At 65.2% G+C, this 18230-nt stretch carries 20 protein-coding genes and 1 tRNA gene; 7 read left to right on the top strand and 14 right to left on the bottom strand.

All coding sequences use genetic code 11. The features are described from left to right. Window positions 1–42: 42 nt before the first annotated feature. From ACSC1P_RS16035 to ACSC1P_RS16005, 7 genes are read right to left on the bottom strand one after another with little or no spacing between them, the layout of a single operon-like run. The gene (locus tag ACSC1P_RS16035) at window positions 43–786 is read right to left on the bottom strand and encodes an adenosylcobinamide amidohydrolase (protein WP_435361202.1); all 744 of its coding nucleotides are present in this window, start codon (window positions 784–786) and stop codon (window positions 43–45) included. After that, window positions 764–1801 carry a threonine-phosphate decarboxylase CobD gene (gene cobD, locus ACSC1P_RS16030; RefSeq protein ID WP_435361201.1) on the bottom strand — a complete coding sequence of 346 codons (1038 nt, stop codon included), beginning with the start codon at window positions 1799–1801 and terminating at the stop codon, window positions 764–766. Before cobD ends, ACSC1P_RS16035 begins: the two co-directional genes overlap by 23 nt. After that, complete coding sequence (gene cobT, locus ACSC1P_RS16025; RefSeq protein WP_435361200.1) at window positions 1791–2828, bottom strand: nicotinate mononucleotide-dependent phosphoribosyltransferase CobT; 1038 nt, start codon at window positions 2826–2828, stop codon at window positions 1791–1793. Before cobT ends, cobD begins: the two co-directional genes overlap by 11 nt. After that, window positions 2819–3373 carry an NTP transferase domain-containing protein gene (locus ACSC1P_RS16020; protein WP_435361199.1) on the bottom strand — a complete coding sequence of 185 codons (555 nt, stop codon included), beginning with the start codon at window positions 3371–3373 and terminating at the stop codon, window positions 2819–2821. The genes cobT and ACSC1P_RS16020 overlap by 10 nt, the downstream gene beginning before the upstream one ends. Continuing rightward, complete coding sequence (gene cobS / locus ACSC1P_RS16015; protein ID WP_435361519.1) at window positions 3358–4119, bottom strand: adenosylcobinamide-GDP ribazoletransferase; 762 nt, start codon at window positions 4117–4119, stop codon at window positions 3358–3360. The genes ACSC1P_RS16020 and cobS overlap by 16 nt, the downstream gene beginning before the upstream one ends. Then, a complete protein-coding gene (locus ACSC1P_RS16010) occupies window positions 4116–5027 on the bottom strand; it encodes a CobD/CbiB family cobalamin biosynthesis protein (RefSeq protein WP_435361518.1) in 912 nt (303 codons plus the stop codon). Before ACSC1P_RS16010 ends, cobS begins: the two co-directional genes overlap by 4 nt. After that, complete coding sequence (locus ACSC1P_RS16005; RefSeq protein ID WP_435361198.1) at window positions 5024–5659, bottom strand: HAD family hydrolase; 636 nt, start codon at window positions 5657–5659, stop codon at window positions 5024–5026. The genes ACSC1P_RS16010 and ACSC1P_RS16005 overlap by 4 nt, the downstream gene beginning before the upstream one ends. A gap of 192 nt (window positions 5660–5851) precedes the next feature. Between ACSC1P_RS16005 and ACSC1P_RS16000 the strand changes: the two genes are divergently transcribed. Further along, window positions 5852–6094, top strand: a complete 243-nt coding sequence (locus ACSC1P_RS16000; RefSeq protein ID WP_435361197.1) for a hypothetical protein — start codon at window positions 5852–5854, stop codon at window positions 6092–6094. Window positions 6095–6785: 691 nt separating this feature from the next. Here ACSC1P_RS16000 and ACSC1P_RS15995 read toward each other — a convergent pair. After that, window positions 6786–6859: transfer RNA gene (locus tag ACSC1P_RS15995), tRNA-Tyr, on the bottom strand. A 170-nt stretch (window positions 6860–7029) separates the two neighbouring features. Here ACSC1P_RS15995 and ACSC1P_RS15990 point away from each other — a divergent pair. The 3 genes from ACSC1P_RS15990 (at window position 7030) to ftsZ (ending at window position 9198) form a co-directional block, all read left to right on the top strand. Then, window positions 7030–7617, top strand: coding sequence for a double zinc ribbon domain-containing protein (locus ACSC1P_RS15990; protein WP_435361196.1), 588 nt, complete (start codon window positions 7030–7032; stop codon window positions 7615–7617). Between the two features lie 202 nt (window positions 7618–7819). Beyond that, window positions 7820–7999: a transcriptional regulator CdrS gene (cdrS, locus tag ACSC1P_RS15985; RefSeq protein ID WP_435361195.1), complete on the top strand. Its 180-nt coding sequence runs from the start codon at window positions 7820–7822 to the stop codon at window positions 7997–7999. 2 nt (window positions 8000–8001) lie between these two features. Then, window positions 8002–9198, top strand: a complete 1197-nt coding sequence (gene ftsZ, locus ACSC1P_RS15980; RefSeq protein WP_435361194.1) for a cell division protein FtsZ — start codon at window positions 8002–8004, stop codon at window positions 9196–9198. A gap of 58 nt (window positions 9199–9256) precedes the next feature. On the opposite strand, the gene ACSC1P_RS15975 is transcribed toward ftsZ, so the two are convergent. The 4 genes from ACSC1P_RS15975 to ACSC1P_RS15960 form a co-directional block, all read right to left on the bottom strand. Further along, window positions 9257–9868 carry a hypothetical protein gene (locus ACSC1P_RS15975; RefSeq protein ID WP_435361193.1) on the bottom strand — a complete coding sequence of 204 codons (612 nt, stop codon included), beginning with the start codon at window positions 9866–9868 and terminating at the stop codon, window positions 9257–9259. Between the two features lie 50 nt (window positions 9869–9918). Next, window positions 9919–10200, bottom strand: a complete 282-nt coding sequence (locus tag ACSC1P_RS15970; protein ID WP_435361192.1) for an ArsR/SmtB family transcription factor — start codon at window positions 10198–10200, stop codon at window positions 9919–9921. Between the two features lie 83 nt (window positions 10201–10283). Then, window positions 10284–11258, bottom strand: a complete 975-nt coding sequence (ncsA, locus tag ACSC1P_RS15965) for a tRNA 2-thiolation protein NcsA (RefSeq protein ID WP_435361191.1) — start codon at window positions 11256–11258, stop codon at window positions 10284–10286. A 40-nt stretch (window positions 11259–11298) separates the two neighbouring features. Then, complete coding sequence (locus ACSC1P_RS15960; RefSeq protein WP_435361190.1) at window positions 11299–12012, bottom strand: alpha/beta fold hydrolase; 714 nt, start codon at window positions 12010–12012, stop codon at window positions 11299–11301. A gap of 152 nt (window positions 12013–12164) precedes the next feature. Between ACSC1P_RS15960 and ACSC1P_RS15955 the strand changes: the two genes are divergently transcribed. The 3 genes from ACSC1P_RS15955 (at window position 12165) to ACSC1P_RS15945 (ending at window position 15564) form a co-directional block, all read left to right on the top strand. Then, a complete protein-coding gene (locus tag ACSC1P_RS15955; RefSeq protein WP_435361189.1) occupies window positions 12165–12620 on the top strand; it encodes a DUF4442 domain-containing protein in 456 nt (151 codons plus the stop codon). Window positions 12621–12730: 110 nt separating this feature from the next. Then, a complete protein-coding gene (locus ACSC1P_RS15950; RefSeq protein WP_435361188.1) occupies window positions 12731–14806 on the top strand; it encodes a histidine kinase N-terminal 7TM domain-containing protein in 2076 nt (691 codons plus the stop codon). Between the two features lie 107 nt (window positions 14807–14913). Then, entirely contained in the window at window positions 14914–15564 is a 651-nt protein-coding gene (locus tag ACSC1P_RS15945; protein ID WP_435361187.1) for a DUF7095 family protein, read from the top strand. A gap of 168 nt (window positions 15565–15732) precedes the next feature. Here the strand turns inward: ACSC1P_RS15945 and ACSC1P_RS15940 are convergent, their stop codons facing one another. Continuing rightward, window positions 15733–16824: an aminopeptidase gene (locus ACSC1P_RS15940; RefSeq protein ID WP_435361186.1), complete on the bottom strand. Its 1092-nt coding sequence runs from the start codon at window positions 16822–16824 to the stop codon at window positions 15733–15735. A gap of 319 nt (window positions 16825–17143) precedes the next feature. After that, complete coding sequence (locus ACSC1P_RS15935; protein WP_435361185.1) at window positions 17144–18223, bottom strand: aminopeptidase; 1080 nt, start codon at window positions 18221–18223, stop codon at window positions 17144–17146. Between the last annotated feature and the right edge of the window lie 7 nt (window positions 18224–18230).

The following is an 18230-nucleotide window of genomic DNA, read 5'->3' as shown; positions in this document are numbered from 1 at the left end:
CTCGACCAAACTACTTTGGGTCGCGTTCCTACTTTGTTAGGGTCATTCCCCCTCCCCCATCTCAGAACTACTTCGACGCACGTCGAAGACGGCCGCGCGAGCGTCCGTACTGACGCCGTAGACGGCGTCTGCGACACTTTCTGGTGGCACCAGATTCGCGTAGCGAGACTGAAAGGAGGCCCGAACTGCGTCTCTGACACAGGCCCTGGCAGCGGCTCCGACCCGAGTCGCGCTTCCGGAAAAGGTCGCTGGGTCGCCGTCGGGGTCCGAGGCGACGACGACCGCGTCCGAGGTCGTTCCGGGAACTCCGGCGAGGTCGAGCAACGTCGCGGCCTTCGCCTCGGCCGCGACCGCGACGAGGTTCGAGAGCGCGCCCGGCGAACAGGCGCGGGTGGTCCCGACGACGACGTTCACCGTGCCGGCGACGAGCGAACCGTCAGGCAACTCGCCGCCGTCCGGGTCCATCGGCAGTGCGGCCGGGTTCGAGACCCCTGCGGTCGCGTAGGCCGTGACTGGGCCACAGCGCGCCCCGCGCGCGTGGTCGAGGTCGACGCCAGTGAGGAGAACTGGGCAGGAGTCCGCGTCGCCGGCGGGTCGTTCGAAGTCCGCCTGCGCCAGTCGCTCGGCGACGTACGCGTCGAGGTCGTCGGCGTGCCACCCCTCCGGCACACTGATGCTGTACGTCGCGTCCGCCCGCGACCGACCGCCGCGCCAGCCAGTCGACAGCCACTCGGTCGCTTCCCGGGCCAGTCGCAAGACGCCGTCACTCGTCGTCGACTCGAACATCGAGCACCTCCGAATCGAGCACCGCCAGCAGTCGGTCGGTCGCGGCGGCGTCTTTCACCGCGACTCTGAGATGCGAGTCGAGGCCGCGGAACGTCCGGGCGTCGCGGAGCACGACACCCGCCTCGCGGGCAGTCGCCAGTAGCGCATCCACGTCGCGGTCGCCACAGTCGAGCAGCAGGAACGGCGCGTCGGACGGGGCCACGTCGCAGGCCGGTTCGAGCGCCGTCCGGAGTCGCGCTCGTTCGCGTCGGACTGTCGCTCGCGTCTCGTCGACGAACGTCTGACACCCCAGACAGTGTGTCCCGACGGCGGCCGCCGGCGTCCCGAGGTTCCACGTTCGCCGGGCGGTCTGCAGGTCGGCCAGCGCCTCACCTGTGGCAACCGCGTAGCCAGCCCGCAGGCCCGGCAATCCGAACAGTTTCGTGAGTGAGCGCGCGACGACTGCACCCTCGTGGCCGGTCAGCGACGGTCGGTCGGTGTAGCCGAGGAAGGCTTCGTCCACGAGCAGTCGCGTCCCGGCGTCGACACAGCGGTCGGCGAGCGCGACCAGTCGGTCGTGTGCGGGACAGGTACCAGTCGGGTTGTTCGGCGTACAGACCACGACGAGGTCGTACGCGGCGGTGTTCACGTCGACGATTTCGGCCGCTGGCACGAACACCGGTTCCGCGCCCTGGAGTTCGACTTCGCGGGCGTATTCGCCGAAGCTCGGGTACGGTACTGCCACGCGGTCACCCGGTTCGAGCGCGGTCTCGATGGCCAGCCGAATCGCAGCCAGTCCGCCCGGCGTCGGCACGACCTGCTCGGGCAGACAGCCGACGAACTCGGCCGCGGCGGCCCGGAAGTCCGGATAGTCGTCGTCTGGATAGCGCGTCGCCGCCGGGAGGGCATCTTCGTACGCCGAGTCGACACCCGGCGGGGCTTCGGGGTTCGTGTTCGCACTCAGGTCCAGTACGGCTGGGTCGGTCGACCCGCCGTGGGGCACCCGTTCGGCGCGTCGAACCGCGTCAGGGTCCACGCTCGCCCTCCGGTGGCTCCGGCGCTAGCCCACCGTCGTCGTCTTCGTCCACGACCGCCGCGTAGGCGGCCGGAATCGCGTCGCGGACCGCGGCGAGTGCGTCTCGCTCGTCGGCGAGTGCGAGGACGCCGCCGAGGCCCACCCCTTCTTTCGCCTCGCCGAGTGTGTAGCGGTTCATGGCGACGTGGTCGGCCGACGAGAAGCCGGGGTCGGTGACCGTCAGGTCGAGGTCGAGTCGTCGTGCTGCGGCCCGGATGTCGGTACTCGGGTCGGCCGCGACGAAGCTGGTGGTCGCAAGCGAGAGCGGGTCGTCGACACCGGCGTGACGGACGACTGCACCCGCGGTCAGCAACTGCGTCCCACCACCGAGTGTGACTTCGGTCCCGGTTTCGAGCGCACCGACGGCGATGCCTGCGACGACGGCCAGCACCGGGTCGCCCATGCGTCGAACCGCCTCGTGCGGGTCGTTCGCGCAGTCGCCCGATTCGAGGCCAGAGGCAGCCAGTCCCTCGCGAACGACCTCACGCTTCAGTTCGAGCGGGTTCTCCGGGAACGACGAGGAGACGGTCGCGTCCTCACCGAACGCCTGGAGGACACCCAGCGCGGTGGTCGTCCCACCCGGGACAGTCTCCGCGAGCAGCAACTCGTCGTCCGGGAGCGCACGACCGAACTGCCGTGCCGCGGCGAACGCGCCCGGCGCGGTCGGAACCGGGTCCCGCTCTCGGATGTCGTCGCCAGCGAGCGCACCGACCGTCACGGTCGGCGCGGCAGTCGGTTTCGCGAGGCCTGCGTCGACGACGGTCACGTCGAGGTCGAGCACCTCGGTGGCGGCGCGGGTGAGCACCGCAGGTGTCGGACAACCCGTCGGACTCACCGGGACGACGGGCGCGCGCACTGGCGTGCCGTAGGTCAGTATCTCGGCGTCGGCACTCGGCGTGTGGCCGAGTAGGGTCGGGTTCGCCCCCGCGGCGCTGATACCGTCGATGCTGGCGGTCCGGGTCGACCCAGCACACAGAATCAGTCGCACAGTGCCTCCGCGAGGTCGGCGTCTGCTGGTCGATTCACGTTCACGGCAAGTCGGGCGTCGTATGTGGTGTACATGGTTTCTGCATCGGTGTCGGCGACGACGTTCACGCCGGTCGGGGCGCGCCCGTCGAACGCGGTATCACAGCTCGCCCCGAGCGCGTCTTTCAGTGCGGTCGGGACGACGACAGTCAGATTCCGTCCGTCGAACCGGTCCAGCACGCGGTCGACGAGAACCGCGTCGAGCAGTGGGAGGTCGGCGGCGACGGTGAGTATCGGGGTGTCGAGTCCTGTGAGTGCATGCTGGAGGTCGGCGACGTAGCCAGAACCAGGCGTGTCGACTGTGGTTGCCGCCTCGTTTTCCTTCAGGTACTCTCGCGTCGCGGGCGCGTGTGCGGAGACGGCGGCGTACACCGTCTCGATGCGGCTCGCTTCGAGCGCGGTCAGCACCCGCTGGACCATCGGCACGTCGTCGATGGTGTAGCGTGGCTTCTCTGTCTCACCGCCGAGTCGGGTGCCGCGGCCACCACACATCACCAGAGCGTCCACAGGACCACCCCCGCGTGCAGACCCGCGACTCTTGCCAGTTCGTTCGCTGCGCCGAACACGTCGCCGTTGACGCCACCGAGATGGGTGGCTGCCCAGCGGTGTGCCACGACCGCGACGGCGAGGGCCGCGACGAGTGAGCCGACCGGCGCGGGCGTTCCCGCGCCGAGTCCGATGAATCCGACAGGGACTGCCAGTACCAGTCCGAGGGCTGCAGTTCCGGCTCCAGATTGGCTGGTCAACGCCTGCCCGAATCCCTCGTGTGGGGCATCGCCACGGCCGACTAACCACGTCATCGCGGTCTTCGAGCCGACCTCGCTGGCGACGACGATTGCGACGGCAGCCAGCAGGGGGAGCGCGGTGACGGCGAGAAAGCCAGTCGCCAGTCCGGCCAGAACGAGGCCAACAGCGGCGAGCGCGCCCACGCCGGTCGTCGTGTCCTTCAGCACCTCGCGGCGGTCTGCTCGGTCACCGTGGACGACGGCCGCGTCGCCACAGTCGGCCACCCCGTCGAGGTGGGCGATACCGGTCAGCGCGTACACCGAGACGAGCGCGGCGAACGCGGTCACGGGTGTCGGAAGCCCGAGCTCGATACCGGCGACCACTGGCACGGCGACCAGCCCACCGACGAGGTAGCCAACGAGAACCATCGCGGCTGGCGTGTCAGTGTAGGCATCCCACGCCGACTCGTCGTGCCCGACTGGAAGCCGAGTCAAAAATCCGAGTGCGCCGCGGACCGCCCTGGTCAGACCCACGCGACCACCCCGGCGTACAGCACGGCGACGACGGCTGCCGCGCCGACAAGTTCGACGCCACGGCGGGCGTCCTGTGGCGACGGGAGGCTGGCCCCTGCGTTGAGGATGTAGGTGTTCGGCTTCTCCAACCGAACGTCGAGGACGGCCGCGAGGGTCCCCATCGGCCAGCCAGAGTTCGGTGAGGGTACCTCGTCGAGCCAGTAGCGTGTCCGAAACAGTGCCCGCGGCTTGCGCGCGACCTGTGCGATGAGCACAGCCGACACTCGCGCAGGGAGCCACATCACGAGGTCGTCGAGTTTCGCGGGGGCGAACCCGACCGGCTTCGACCGGTAGCCGAGCATCGAGTCGAGCGTGTTGACCGCCTTGACCCACGCGGCCGCGGCGGTCGCCATGGGGAGCGACACCGAGACGAGTAGTGTGAATGCGAGCAGTGGTGCGACGAACCCGTCGGCGAGGTTCTCCCCCACGCTTTCCACTGCCGCGCTCCGAACCGCGCCCTCGTCGAGGTCGCTCGCGTCACGCCCCGCCAGCGACAGCAACGCTTCGCGGGCGGCGGGGAGGTCCGTCTCCGTCAGCGAGACGACGGTGAGCGCTTCGGACAGCAGCATCCGCAGACTGGTCGTCACGTACAGCGCGAGACCGCCGGCGACCATGTCGGTCCACGGGTGCCACGGGTCGTACTGGACGGCGAGCAGGACGCTCACCCCGACCACCGTGGCGGCGACCAGCGGCAGGACGAGCGCGACCATCGACCCGACGAGTCGCGGGAACTGCCAGTCGCGGTCGAACGGCGCGACGAGGCGACCGAACAGCGCGACAGGGTGGACCGACGTCGGTGGTTCGCCGGTCAGCACGTCGAGGACGAACCCGAGCGTGACCGCACCCGCGGCCGCGACGGTCACTCCGGCCACCCTGTGTTCGACTCGACGCGGGTCGCGAAGTCCGCGAGCGATGTGTCCGCCACGTCGACGAACGTACCACCGATGGCTTCGATGCCACCGTCCGTCTCGGGGTCGTCGCCGACGTGGACGAGGTCGTCGGGGGCGACGCCGAGGCGGTCTGCGACCGTCTCGAACATCTTCGGGTGTGGTTTTCGCCAGCCACAGGCGACGCTCGAAACGATACAGTCGAAGTCGTCGCGCGAGAGGTCGGAACGGACGAGCGTCCGCCCGACGAGTTCCGGCACTGCACAGTTTGAACAGAGCGCGACGGGACCTGCGTCGGCCGCTGCTGCGACTGCCTCGACTGCGCCTGGTCGGGTCTCGACCGCGGGGTCGAACGCCGACACGACAGCCCGCCGCGGCGTGTTGCCCGGCGCGTCGACGCCACGACTCCGTAGTGCGGTTGCGACGTGCGCCGGGAGCGGGACCTCTGCGCCTTCCGGGGCGTCGATGTGGACCTCGCGGTACGCGGTCCGCCAGTCGTCGGGCACCGGCACGTCGCGGTCACGCAGTGCTGCGGCGACCGCATTCGCAGGAACGGTCGGTCTGTCAACGGTCACGAGCGTGCCGAACAGGTCGAACGAGACTGCCACTACCGTGAGACTAGCGCAACTCTACTTGAACGCCGCGGTCTATCCACCGACTATCGTGTTGTGGTCGATCTTCGCTTCTCGTATTTTTACGCCTTTTTACGCCTTGGCGGTTGTATACACAATAATTACTCAAAGAAGAAATGAATACGGTGGTCGAATTTCTAACAGTAGATACAGAATGGTGGTGATGGATTGTGGAACGGTGGGCAACTGTATCGACTTCTCACGGTCGCGGTCACGGTGATGGCCGTGACGACGACGGCGACGCCGGCACTCCTCGTGGGGCAGGTGAGCGTATCGGCAGACGGCGTGAACGGCGGCGGAACGGGTGGCCAATCAGACGCGTTTGTCGTGTCACCGACGCCCGTCATCGGGCAGACGGTGACCGTGTCCGAACGTGGCACTGAGACGGATACGATTTCTGCCGACGGCTGACGCGGCCGAAACAGGGCTTTCTCTGCCCCAGACAACGCTGTAATACCCTTATAGGCCGACAGACCGTCCGCTCGCGTAGGCGGGTTCGTCACCATCTCGCCTCGTCAGACTGGTTCAGGACTGGCCCCGGACCAGACCGCACCCCCTTGTCTGGTGTCTCCGTCGACGGGCGTAGCGAAACACGTGTCACTCTCCGCCGCGAGTGTTGGAAAAGTTTAATTAGTCTTCTAACGTGTGTGCGCGAGGCCGACGTCGCTGGTCGACGGCATCATTCGTTTTTCTCGACGACACCCAGCTAGAAGGCGAACACGACAAGCAGGAGACGATAACGACGGCGAGCACGATGGCTGCAACGTAGCCTCGGAGCGTGTCTCCACCACGAGAGCACTGGCCGAAGTCAGCTTCAGTAAGAGTCCGTCCTCCCCGATTTGAACTCGCCGAGACAGTCCTGCTCGGTTCGCTTCGCTCACCTGTGCGGGCTGCGACTCGTCTGCTCAAATCGGCTCGGTTGGACGTGCTCACTGCTCACGGTCTCACTTCGTTCGACAGTTCGCAGAGAAGCAGACCGCCCTCCCCGATTTGAAACGCGTGAGACTCACTTCGTTCGTCTCACTGTTCCCCGCTCGCTACGCTCGTGGGGACGGGGGACAAGTCGTACAACGCCTCGGCCCCAAATCGGCTTCGGAAGAAGTCCGCCCTCCCCGATTTGAACGGGGGACAAGTCGATCTACAGTCGACTGCTCTACCAGTCTGAGCTAAGGGCGGGCGTACTCAATTGTACAACCCGCACTGGATTTAAGGGTTATCATCTCACTGTCGTGCGATACAGGATACCAGTGCGACCGCCCTTGGGAGGTCATGGTGAGTACGACGCGCGTCAGACGAAGCAGTTAGATTGAAATAGTTAGAAGCCAGTAAGTAGTCCAGAACGACGCGTGAGTAAGATTACCGTGCGAGCGGACGACGAACTGGTGGCGCAGTTGGAAGCCAGAGAGGAGTCCAAGAGCCAACTCGTCCGTGACGCGCTCCGTCAGTACCTCGCTGCCGACGCGACGGCCGCCGGCGTCGAGTGCGACCGGAGCCGCGACACGCGCGGACCGACCACACTCGACGACTTCCTCGACGCGCGCGTGGAAGAATTGGTCGAGGCGCGACTCGACGAACTGATAGAGGCCCGCGTCGACGATGTCTTGACGCGACGGCAACAGGACGTGAACGTGACAGTCAATCTGTCCGACGAACGGGTGTCAGACACTGACGACAAGCGCGTGTCTGACGCGGTGTCTGACGACCCGGCTGCCACCCAGTCGCCGGACGCACACGACACGGCGTGTACGCAGTGCGGCGAGTCGCTCGACGAGGGGCACGTGTACTGTCCGAACTGCGGGGAGAAGGCGTCCCGTCGGGCGTTCTGTGACTGCGGCGACGAGGTTCGGTCGGACTGGGCGTTCTGTCCAAGCTGTGGTCGGCGGACACCTGCCGCCGACGTTCTCGATTCGCCGTCGGACGGTAGGTCGCCGTAAACGCCGTTTTACGGGAATCACCAATTGTATTCGGCGGTATCTTTATTACGTATGACACTGTGCATACAGTCGCGTAAGACGGTTGTCTTACACGCGTCGATTCGAGGGAATACGGGGCCCTCGGCTGTCGATTCGGCGTGTAAGACGAAGTGCGTGCGAACATCTCTCAAACGCCGCGTCTTACCCAAGGGGAAATACGAACATGGAGCGTGTGACACTGCGAATTCCAAAACAGCAGATAGAAGAGGTAGAACAGATGGTCGAAACGGGAGAGTTCCCGAACCGAAGCGAGGCCATCCGTTCGGCAGTACGCGAGATGCTCAACGATCAGAGTGAGCGCTCGGGTGCGAATGAGAACAAACACAGCTGGGCGAAGGTGTAACGATGCAGGATATCGTCCAAGACGCCCTCGAACACGAGGAGCGTGAGAAGAAACAGAAGCAAGAGGTAACCGGCGACGACTTCGGGGACCCCCGAATCGTCATCGTCGGCTGTGGCGGTGCCGGTAACAACACGGTCAATCGCCTGTACAACATCGGCGTCGATGGAGCCGACACGGTCGCCATCAACACCGACAAGCAGCACCTCAAGATGATCGAGGCCGACACGAAGATACTCGTCGGCAAGTCTCTGACCAACGGACTCGGCGCGGGTGGCGACCCCTCGATGGGCGAGCGCGCGACCGAGATGGCACAGGGAACGGTCAAAGAAGTGCTCGGTGACGCGGACCTCGTGTTCGTGACAGCCGGCATGGGCGGCGGGACGGGTACCGGTGCGGCACCGGTCGTCTCGAAGATCGCCAAAGAGCAGGGCGCAATCGTCGTCGGCATGGTCTCGACACCGTTCAACGTCGAGCGTGCCCGGACGGTCAAGGCCGAGGAAGGACTGGAGAAGCTCCGCGACGAAGCGGACTCCATCATCGTCCTCGACAACAACCGTCTGCTCGACTACGTGCCGAACCTGCCCATCGGCAAGGCGTTCTCGGTGATGGACCAGATCATCGCCGAGACGGTCAAGGGTATCTCCGAGACCATCACACAGCCGAGCCTCATCAACCTCGACTACGCCGACATGTGCGCCATCATGAACCAGGGTGGCGTCGCGGTCATGCTCGTCGGCGAGACACAGGACAAGAACAAGACACGAGAGGTCGTCAACGACGCGATGAACCACCCACTGCTGGACGTGGACTACCGTGGTGCATCCGGTGGTCTCGTCCACATCACAGGTGGTCCGGACCTCACCCTCAAGGAGGCCGAGGGCATCGCGAACAACATCACGGAACGGCTGGAGGCCAGCGCGAACGTCATCTGGGGCGCGCGCATTCAGGAGAACTACAAGGGCAAGGTCCGCGTCATGGCCATCATGACGGGCGTCCAGAGCGCGCAAGTGCTCGGTCCGAGTACGCAGAAGCAGGCCGACCGCTCGCGGCAGGCCATCGACGGAAGCTTCGACGCTGCCGACAACGCCGACTTCGGCGGGTCGTCGGGCAGCGCAAGCTCGCAGTCCTTCGGTAGCACACAGAGCGACGGCGGGCAAGACCAGCTCGAGAAGAACAACGGCCTCGACGTCATTCGGTAAGACAGTTCGAGCCGCTACGGGAAGACAGACCTCACTCCCTTTCCGCGATTTCACACCGTCAGCGACGGCCAGTTTCGTCGAGAACGTCCAGGACGAACCGGCGCACGTCGGGGGGCCCAGAGAACGCCTCGGCGGTGATACGGAACACGTCCACGGTAGCTTCGCCGTCGGGCCCGGCGACCACGACGACCCAGCGGTTGCCAGCGTCGCCCCACGTCGCGTCACAGTCACGGACGAGCGTCTCGCCCAGGTAGCTCCCGAACTGTTGGACGACGCCGTAGAACGCACGTTCGTCGCCGGTTCCAGCGGGGTCGGGCTCGACCCCGGCGAACCGACTATCGGTCCAATTTTCGGCGACGAGGCTGTCGAGGTGTGCGAGTGACTCGACAGTGAAGTCGAGCGGGTAGTCGTGCCAGAAATCGGTGCACTCGACGGCTTCGTACGCGAAGAGTTCGGGTGGGTCGGTCGGCGGCGTGTCGGACGCGTCGGGCCGGTCGTCGGAGTCAGAGGTCTCGACTGTGTCGTCGGCACCGTCGGGCCGGTCGTCGGGAGCACTCGCGTACATCCGGTCCGGGTCCGCGGCCGGCGTGGACCGCGACTGTGGCTCTTCGTGGTCGGAGCCTTCGGGTGGCGACCGAAACAGTCGGACGAGCGAGTCGAGCAGTCCCATAGGTCGGGTTACGGACGTTCCGGGAAAGCGGTTTCGAGGGCGGGGCGTGGTCAGCAGTCGACGGTCTGTGCGATGATGCCGTCGACGGTCTCCCAATGTCGGACGACCTGGTCGGTCGGGAGGAACACTGCGCCGTAACCGCCGCCACTGTCCTCGACGACGTCTTTCTCGACGAGCACGTCGAGGTGATGCTCGACCGTCTTGTAGTCGAGGTCGAGGACTTGTGCGAGTTGGTTCGTGTTTCGTGGACGGTCTCGCAGTGACCGGAGAATGCGTGCCCTGTTGGTACCGCCTCTCGTGCCGGACAGCACCTGCCAAAGCGTCGCTTCCATCGAGTAGAAGTAGTAACTGGTCGGACCTACCTGTTCACCCTAACTAGTCCGGTACGATTGGTTGGAAAAGAGAACAGTCGGGGTCAGACTGCCTCGAGTGCGGCCAACAGGTCGCACTTTCGGCAGCGGCCGCCGGTCGTCGTCGTCGAACCACACTCGTCACACTCGTGGAGGTCGGCCTTCGTCCCGTCGTCGCGGTAGCGTTCGGCGACGATGCCAGCGAGTTCCTCGTAGCCGGCCATGATGGAGTGGCGGGTTCCGGGGTGGTTCTCCTCTAAGTCGAACAGGAGTCGCTGAATCTCGCCGCGGTAGGCTTCGCTCGAATGCGGGCACTCGGTGATGTGTGCTGGGAGGTTCTGGAGGTGGCAGTACAGCGCGACCTCTTTCTCGGGCACGTCGCGCAGCGGCTTCGCGCGTGGGATGAACGCGTCCTGTTCTTCACGTTCGTCGAAACTCCCGATGCTCGCGTCGAAGTGCTTCGCCATCTGGCGCACGTCGCCTTCGAGGAAGTTCATCAGCGCAGTCTGTGCTTCGTCGTCCAGATTGTGGCCGGTCAGGAGTTTGTCCGCGCCGAACTCGTCGGCGTAGGATTCGAGCAGGTCTCGGCGGAACACGCCGCAGTAGGCACATGCGGCCATACCCTCGGGGTCGTCTTCGACCACGTCGTCCATCCGGACGCCGAACTCGTCCTCGTAGGTCACGAGTTCGTGGCGCATGTCGAGGTCTTCGGCGAGTTCGACGCAGGCGTCGACGCTCTCGTCGCGGTAGCCCTCGATGCCTTCGTGAATTGTCAGCGCGACCATCTCGATGCGGGGGTCCTGCTCGAAGATATCGTCCAAAATCGTGGTGAGGACGACGCTGTCCTTGCCGCCGGAGAGGCCGATGACCCACGTTTCCGGGTCCTCTGGCGTGGCGTCTCCGGGCACGAGGTCGTCCTCTCGAATCCGCCGGCGGACCCGTTTCTCGACGGATGCACAGAAGTGAGTCTCGCAGAGGTGCGACCCGGAGTAGGCGGCGTGCATCACCGCCTCACGGTCACACTTCGTACACTCGGTCATCGCCACAGGGTTGTTCCCGTGGTGGGATACGGGTTTCGTCTTACGCCCGGGTGCGCTCGTCGACACCCGCGAGACCGTCCGCGACGGCCGCCAGCAGGGTATCGACGTACCCCGTCCGACACGGCGAAGAGAACAGTTCGTGGCCGCCGTCGTACAGAACTATCTGGTCGACGTCGGCTGCCTCACCGATGGCGTGCGTGCTGACGACTCGGTCGCGAAGCGTACAGAACACCACCGCGTCGTCGTCGATTGCCGGCCGGTCGCGATGGCCACGACGCGTCTCGCGGACGAACCGTGGCGAAATTTTCTCCGGACCGTCGGACAACTGCTGGGTGGTCGCTAACTGGCCGATGCTTTCGGGCGTGGAGATACCGGAGGGGATGAACCGGCGCTCGATGCCGAGTCTCGCGACGAGGTCGAGGGTCCGGTCGGAGAAGTCAGCGGTGTAGCCCCACCACGGGCTGAGGTACGTGGTCGTCTCGGCTCCATCGAGGTACGCCGCGATGAGGCCGCCCGTACTGTGGCCGACGAGGTGGAACGAGTCGAGGTCCGCGACGTAGTTCCGAACCGGATAGACCCAGCCGCTGTAGAAGTCAGACACGAAGTCCGGAATTTGGAAGGTATGGACCCGGTAGTTCGCTTCCTCGAACTGCTCGACCAGCCACTCGACGTTTTGGTGTTCGAGTCGGTTTCCCCAGCCGAGGACCAGCACGAGGTCGGTGTCGCCGTCCTCGTTCGTGACGCGGTGTTCCATCGTCGAGAGTCACGACGGCCGCAAGTATAAACCTCCGAGAACCGGGGCTCGCCGTTCGAAGTTTTCGTCGTCGCGCGGCCCTCTCGACAACCTCAGTCCACGCACTGCGCGTTCCACAGCGCTAAGGTGGCCGGCCCGTCTGTCTGCGTTCGATGAACGAATCCTGGCGAACACGATTGTTCCGCCACCTGTTCAACCTGTGGCCCTCGTATCGCGGGACCGGTGGCCGCGTCAGATACATCGCCGACGACTGGCAGGAGATTCGAATCGAGATTCCGAAGGGGTGGCGTACGCGCAACTACATGGGCACCACCTTCGGCGGGAGCATCTACGGCGCGTGCGACCCGATGTTCGCCATGATTCTCATTCAGGCGCTCCCGGACGAGTACGCCGTCTGGGACAAGGCGGCGACGGTCCGGTTCAAGAAGCCCGGGACCGAGGACCTGTACGCTCGGTTCCGAATCGACGACGACGAATTAGCCGCCATCGAGACGGCACTCGAAACCGAGGACTCGGTCGACCGTGAGTACACGGCCGACGTCATCGCCGCCGATGGGACTGTCCACGCGACGGTCGAAAAGACGGTCTACATCGGCCACGACGACTGACGCTCGCCGCGCGCGTCGTCTACAAACCAGGCGACGAGCGACTGAATGTTGCGTGCGAACGGCGAGAAGATTCAATGTCGTCCACGAGAACTGTTCACAACCAATCGCCTATGGCACTCCAGTGGACACCGTACCATCCGCTTCTCGTCGTGTCGGTCGTCCTCGCTGGAGTCATCGCTATCCTCGCCTGGCGTCGCCGCGAACACGCCGGCGCGAAGCCACTCACTTTCTTCGCACTGGCCGCCGGCGCGTGGACAATCGCCAAATTCGGTAGTCTGGCGTCGCCGACCGCCGCGGGAAAGGAGACGTGGATGCTCGCAGAGGTCGTCTGTTCGACGGCCGTGCCGGCCACGTGGGCATTCGTCGCGCTTGAGTACAGCGGCCGCGAATCGCTGGTGAACCGGCAGACGCTTGGCCTCTTTGCGGTCGAGCCACTGCTCGTGCTGGCCGCGGTGCTACTCGCCCCGGAGACCGTCTTCCAGGCAGTCGGTCGTGAACAGGTCGCCGGCGGGTACTACCTCGCGACAGAGTCGCTTGGGACGGGGTTCGTCCTGCACGTCGCGTACTCGTACACGCTCGTCCTCGTCACGACCGCACTCGTGTTCGTCGTGGGCCTCCGCGAACGCGACCTCGCGTGGCAGTCCCTCGTCGTCGGTCTCGCGGTCGTTCCGCTGCTCGTCGCGAACGTGGCGTGGCTGCTCGAACTGACGCCGCAGGGGACGAACCCCACGAACGTCGCGTTCGTCCTCTCCGCCCTCCTGCTACTGGTCGGCATCTACCGGCACCGCGTCCTCGACGTGATGCCCGCGGTCCGGTCGACGGCCAGACGGCAACTGTTCGCCGACCTACCGGACGCCGTCGTCGCCGTCAACACGTCCGGGACGGTCGTCGACGTGAACCGACTCGCCGCGGACGTGTTCGAGGTCGATCGCGAGGCTGTGGTCGGCACGAACATCGTGTCGTCCTTTCCCGAACTCGCGGACGACGCACCTGACGAACTGGTCCGAGACACTGGCGGCACGTCGCGCTACTACGACGTTCGTGAAGCCGTTCTCGGCAGCGAGGACGACCCGAAAGGTCGACTGTACACCCTCCGCGACGTGACCGACCGCCGCCAGACCGAAGAACGGTATCGAACCCTGCTGGACCGGTCGCTCGACATCATCACGGTCATCGACGAGACCGGGACTATCACCTACGAGAGCCCTTCTATCGAACCGGTACTCGGCTACGATTCGGCCGACCTCGTCGGCGAAAGCGCCTTCGACTACATCCACCCGGAAGACCGCGAGGCGGTGTTTACAGTCATCACTGAGGCACTGGACGACCCCGGCAAGGAAGACGGCGTCGAGTTCCGGTTTCGAGACGCCAGCGGGAGTTGGCGCTGGCTCGAAGCCCGTGGCCGAAACCTGCTGCACGACCCGGTCGTCGAGGGACTCGTGGTCAACTCCCGCGACGTGACCGAGCGCAAACAGCGCCAGCAACTGGTCGACGTGATGCGCCGACTCCTTCGACACAACCTCCGGAACGACATGACGCTCGTGCGTGGCTACGCCGATGCGCTCGCCAGTGACGCGAACGCGAGCGACCGGACCGAGTACGCACGGACCATCGCCGAACTCGCCGAGAAGACCGTCGACCGGAGTGATACGCTCAACCGGACCATCGACGACGTCGCTGCGGCCGACGACAGTGAGTGCGACTTCGCGGCTATCGTCGGGGCGGCTGTCGACCGTGTCCGACATACGCATCCGTGCGCGGTCGTCGACGTCGACGTCGAGGACGACATCGCCGTCCGGGGCGGTCGCTCGCTCCAGCTCGCCGTGGAAGAACTGGTCGAGAACGCGGTCGAACACGGCTCCGATACCGGGAGCCCTACGCATAGCTCGGCGGAGACAGCCGAGTCGGGCGTCACCGACGGTGGTGACGACGAACCTGTGGTGGTCACGCTGCAACGCGTGGACGAGCACGCAGTGCTGACCGTGGCCGACGACGGCCCGGGCATTCCACAGGCGGAACTCGACCCACTGCTGATTCAGAGCGAGACGCCGCTCGAACACACCAGCGGATTGGGTCTCTGGGTCGCCAATTGGGTCGTCCGACGCCTCGGTGGTGACATCAGCTTCGACAGCGAGCAGGGGACGCGAGTCGTGGTTCAGCTTCCGTTGGCCGACACGGCACAGTAAGCGGCGACACAGCAGGCCGCGACACGACCGCGGTCGACAGGATCAAAAGTGGGTCGACCACGGACGGAGCGACAGTGGTTAGTTGGCCGCCCGACTAGCCCGATTCGATGAGTCTCGCACGCGACGCGGCACTCGACCGGGTCGAGGAAATTCTGGACATGGTCGACGACGAACCGATGCCGGTCCCGGTCCGCGAGGTGTGGGTCTACGGAGACGTGGCACTCGGCCTCGACCCCGTCGACCGCCTCGACGTCTACCTCACGAAAGACATCCTGCTGGGTGGCGATGCCTCTCGTGCCGAGGAGTTCGAAGCCAGCCACGGCATCAAGGGCGTCGGCCAGACCGTCCGCGACGAGTGGGCCGACGAGTTTCCACAACACCTCCGCGCGAACGCGAACGGCCATGCCGCGCCGGAGAAGTGTCTCGCGGCCCACCTGCTCTCTGACGACGAACCGGTCCACCTCGAAGTGTGCAACGCCAGTTTCGAGGACAACGTCACCCAGCGACTTGCTGGGGCGAAACGCCGCGAAGACTGGACGACGCTGCTCGACCCCCGCGGTGTCTGTCTCTGGGTCGACGGCCAGCGCAGCGACGAGGCGATGCGCAAGCTACGCGAGTCCGAACTCGCCCTGCCGACGCTCTCGCGGGCGCTCGGCATGCTCGGGCTGGAGGAAGCACAGGCCGACGAGGCCGCGAAGGAACTCCACGCGTGGCGCGAGCAGCAAGAGGGCGCGACGGTCCGCGGCGACGTTGTCTAACTGAACGCAAGGCTACCGGATGGCGAACAGGCGACGCAGTTCCGACCGCGAGGTATCGCGTCGCGCGACCGCTGTCCTCCTCGCGGCTGTGTTCAGTGGATGACGGTGGTGGACCCGTCTTCGGATAAAAATAGTCGGAGGCGCGCCGAACGGTCAATTGGTCCGCGATTACGCTTCGAAGGCGTCTTCGAACCAGAACGCACCATTCCGCTGGATGACTTCGCCGTCGACCTCGATGTACGAGTCCTCGCTCATGTCGACGATCATGTCCATGTGCATCGCCGAGTCGTTCTTCTCGTTGCCCTCGCCGACGGTGTCGTCGTAGGCGCGGCCGAGCGCGAGGTGGACGGTGTCGCCCATCTTCTCGTCGAAGAGCATATTGTACGTGAACTGGTCGATGTCGCGGTTCATCCCGATACCGAGTTCGCCGAGGCGCTTCGCGCCCTCGTCGGTGTTGAGCACGGCAGCGAGGACTTCCTCGTTCTTCTCGGCTTCGTACTCGACGACTTCACCCGCTTCGAAGACGAGGCGGACGCCGGTAATCTCGCGGCCCTGGGCCATGAGCGGCTTGTCGAACAGCACCTCGCCCTCGACGCTGTCGGGAATCGGCGCGGTGAACACTTCGCCGCCGGGGAGGTTGTGCTCGCCGTAGTCGTTCTTCATCGGGTTGCCCGCTTTGGACATCGTCAGGTCCGTCGTCTCACCGGAGACGATGCGGACCTCGTTGGCGTCGTCCAGCCGGTCGACGACCTGTTGCTGCAGTTCGCGCTGAGCATCCCAGTCCTTGTTGACCGCGCCGTAGACGAACTCCTCGTAGGCGGGTGTGCTCATCTCGGCCTTCTGCGCGTCGCCTGCTGCGGGGAACTGTGTGCCGACCCAGCGCTTCTCCATGACGGCCTCGCTGATGGGTTTCTGGAGTTTCGCCATCGCGGCGTTCTTCTCCGGCGGGATGTCGCTCGTCTCGTACTTGTTCTCGCTCGCGCGGAGTCCGATGAGCACGTCCGTCTCGTCGACGAGCGCCTGGAGGTGCTTCGGGAGTTCCTGCTCTTCGGGATCGATGCTGGAGAGCCACGCCCGCATCGCCTTCGGGTCCTGCGTCAGTTGCATCGGGGAGGCACCGACTTCCCCCAGTTTCTCGTACACGGCCCGGGCGAGTTCCTGCGCTGCCGGCGGGCCCGCCACGACGACGTGGTCACCCTGTTCGACGCTGACGGAGTGGTTGACGATGATGTCCGCGTGTTGTCGGATTCGTTCGTCCATGTCCCTGTCGTGGAGAGGGTGACGTGTAAGGGTTTGCAGAACGGTGGTTCTGTATGGGTTCTGCCAGGTACGGGCGAGAAAATAGGTGCACTATTCGTAACCGATGCTAGGGGCGGGTTGCGTTGCTTCCCCGCTCACAATCTCGGGGAAGGCGGCTGAAGGGAGACTTTTCCGCTATCCTTCGAATCCGTCTTCACGGCTCACTTCGTTCGCCGTTCAGATACGCGGTTCTCGCTCGCTCCGCTCGCTCCGAACCGCGCTACTGCTCGCGGCTACGCCGCTCGCAATTCCGAGGGCCCTCACTCCGTTCGGCCCCTCGCTACTCCTCGAACCTGAACGTCCCATCGCGCTGGACGACTTCGCCGTCGACTTCGATGAACGAATCCTCGCTCATGTCGACGATCATGTCCATGTGCATCGAACTCTCGTTGAACGGCTGGTCTTCGGGCACGGTGTGGCGGATGGCCTGTCCGATGGCGAGGTGGATGGTGTCACCCATCTTCTCGTCGAACAGCATGTTGTAGGTGAAGCGGTCGATGTCGCGATTCATCCCGATACCGAGTTCGCCGAGGCGACGGGCACCCTCGTCGGTTTCGAGGACGGCAGTCAGCACGTCTTCGTTCTTCTCGGCCGAGTGGTCGACGACTTCGCCGCCTTCGAACTTGAGCCAGACGCCGGTCATCTCGCGACCCTGTGCCATCAGCGGCTTGTCGAACAGCACCTCGCCCTCGACGGAGTCGGGCACGGGCGCGGTGTACACCTCGCCGCCGGGTAGGTTGAGTTCGCCGTAGTCGTTGGCCGTGACCATCCCCTTCACACTCATGCGGATGTCGGTCGTATCTCGACTCTTGATGCGGACTTCGTCGGCGGGGTCGAGGATTTCGACCATGTTCTCCTGGAACTCGCGCTGTTCGTCCCAGTCCTTGCCGACGGCGCGGTAGACGAAGTCTTCGTAGGCCTCGGTGCTCATCTCGGCCTCTTGCGCGTTGCCGGGTGCGGGGAACTGGGTCCCGACCCAGCGCTTGCTCAGTCGCTCTTCCTGAATCGGGTGTTGCACCTGCCCGTAGGCAGTCAGCGTCTCGGGGTCCACGTCACTCATCTCGTTCGTGTTCTCGCTCCCGCCGATGAGGATGACTACGTCTGTCTCTTCCATCTGGGCGAGCGAGTGCTCGTTCAGGTCGAAGTCGTCGCTGTCGGACGCTCGCATGAACGCGCGGGCGGCCCGCGACGACCGCATCGAGAGTGTCGGCCGGGCACCGATTTCGCCCAGTTTCTCGTGGACGGCGACGACGAGGTCCTCGGCGACGGGCGGTGCAGCGACCAGCACTTTGTCACCGGGTTCGACGGCGACGGAGTGGTTGACGATGACGTCTGCGTGTCGTTCGATTCGTGGGTCCATACCTGCC

The sequence above is a fragment of the Haloarchaeobius caseinilyticus genome (genome assembly GCF_051207395.1).
Taxonomy (GTDB): Archaea; Halobacteriota; Halobacteria; order Halobacteriales; family Natrialbaceae; genus Haloarchaeobius.
This window is presented reverse-complemented; position numbering and strand designations above follow the sequence as displayed.

Excerpts from the sequence above, each read along its gene's own strand:
- ACSC1P_RS16035 (WP_435361202.1), bottom strand. The coding sequence starts at position 786 with ATGTTCGAGTCGACGACGAGTGACGGCGTCTTGCGACTGGCCCGGGAA.
- cdrS (WP_435361195.1), top strand. The coding sequence starts at position 7,820 with ATGGAGCGTGTGACACTGCGAATTCCAAAACAGCAGATAGAAGAGGTA.
- ftsZ (WP_435361194.1), top strand. The coding sequence starts at position 8,002 with ATGCAGGATATCGTCCAAGACGCCCTCGAACACGAGGAGCGTGAGAAG.
- ACSC1P_RS15975 (WP_435361193.1), bottom strand. The coding sequence starts at position 9,868 with ATGGGACTGCTCGACTCGCTCGTCCGACTGTTTCGGTCGCCACCCGAA.
- ACSC1P_RS15970 (WP_435361192.1), bottom strand. The coding sequence starts at position 10,200 with ATGGAAGCGACGCTTTGGCAGGTGCTGTCCGGCACGAGAGGCGGTACC.
- ncsA (WP_435361191.1), bottom strand. The coding sequence starts at position 11,258 with ATGACCGAGTGTACGAAGTGTGACCGTGAGGCGGTGATGCACGCCGCC.
- ACSC1P_RS15960 (WP_435361190.1), bottom strand. The coding sequence starts at position 12,012 with ATGGAACACCGCGTCACGAACGAGGACGGCGACACCGACCTCGTGCTG.
- ACSC1P_RS15955 (WP_435361189.1), top strand. The coding sequence starts at position 12,165 with ATGAACGAATCCTGGCGAACACGATTGTTCCGCCACCTGTTCAACCTG.
- ACSC1P_RS15950 (WP_435361188.1), top strand. The coding sequence starts at position 12,731 with ATGGCACTCCAGTGGACACCGTACCATCCGCTTCTCGTCGTGTCGGTC.
- ACSC1P_RS15945 (WP_435361187.1), top strand. The coding sequence starts at position 14,914 with ATGAGTCTCGCACGCGACGCGGCACTCGACCGGGTCGAGGAAATTCTG.
- ACSC1P_RS15940 (WP_435361186.1), bottom strand. The coding sequence starts at position 16,824 with ATGGACGAACGAATCCGACAACACGCGGACATCATCGTCAACCACTCC.
- ACSC1P_RS15935 (WP_435361185.1), bottom strand. The coding sequence starts at position 18,223 with ATGGACCCACGAATCGAACGACACGCAGACGTCATCGTCAACCACTCC.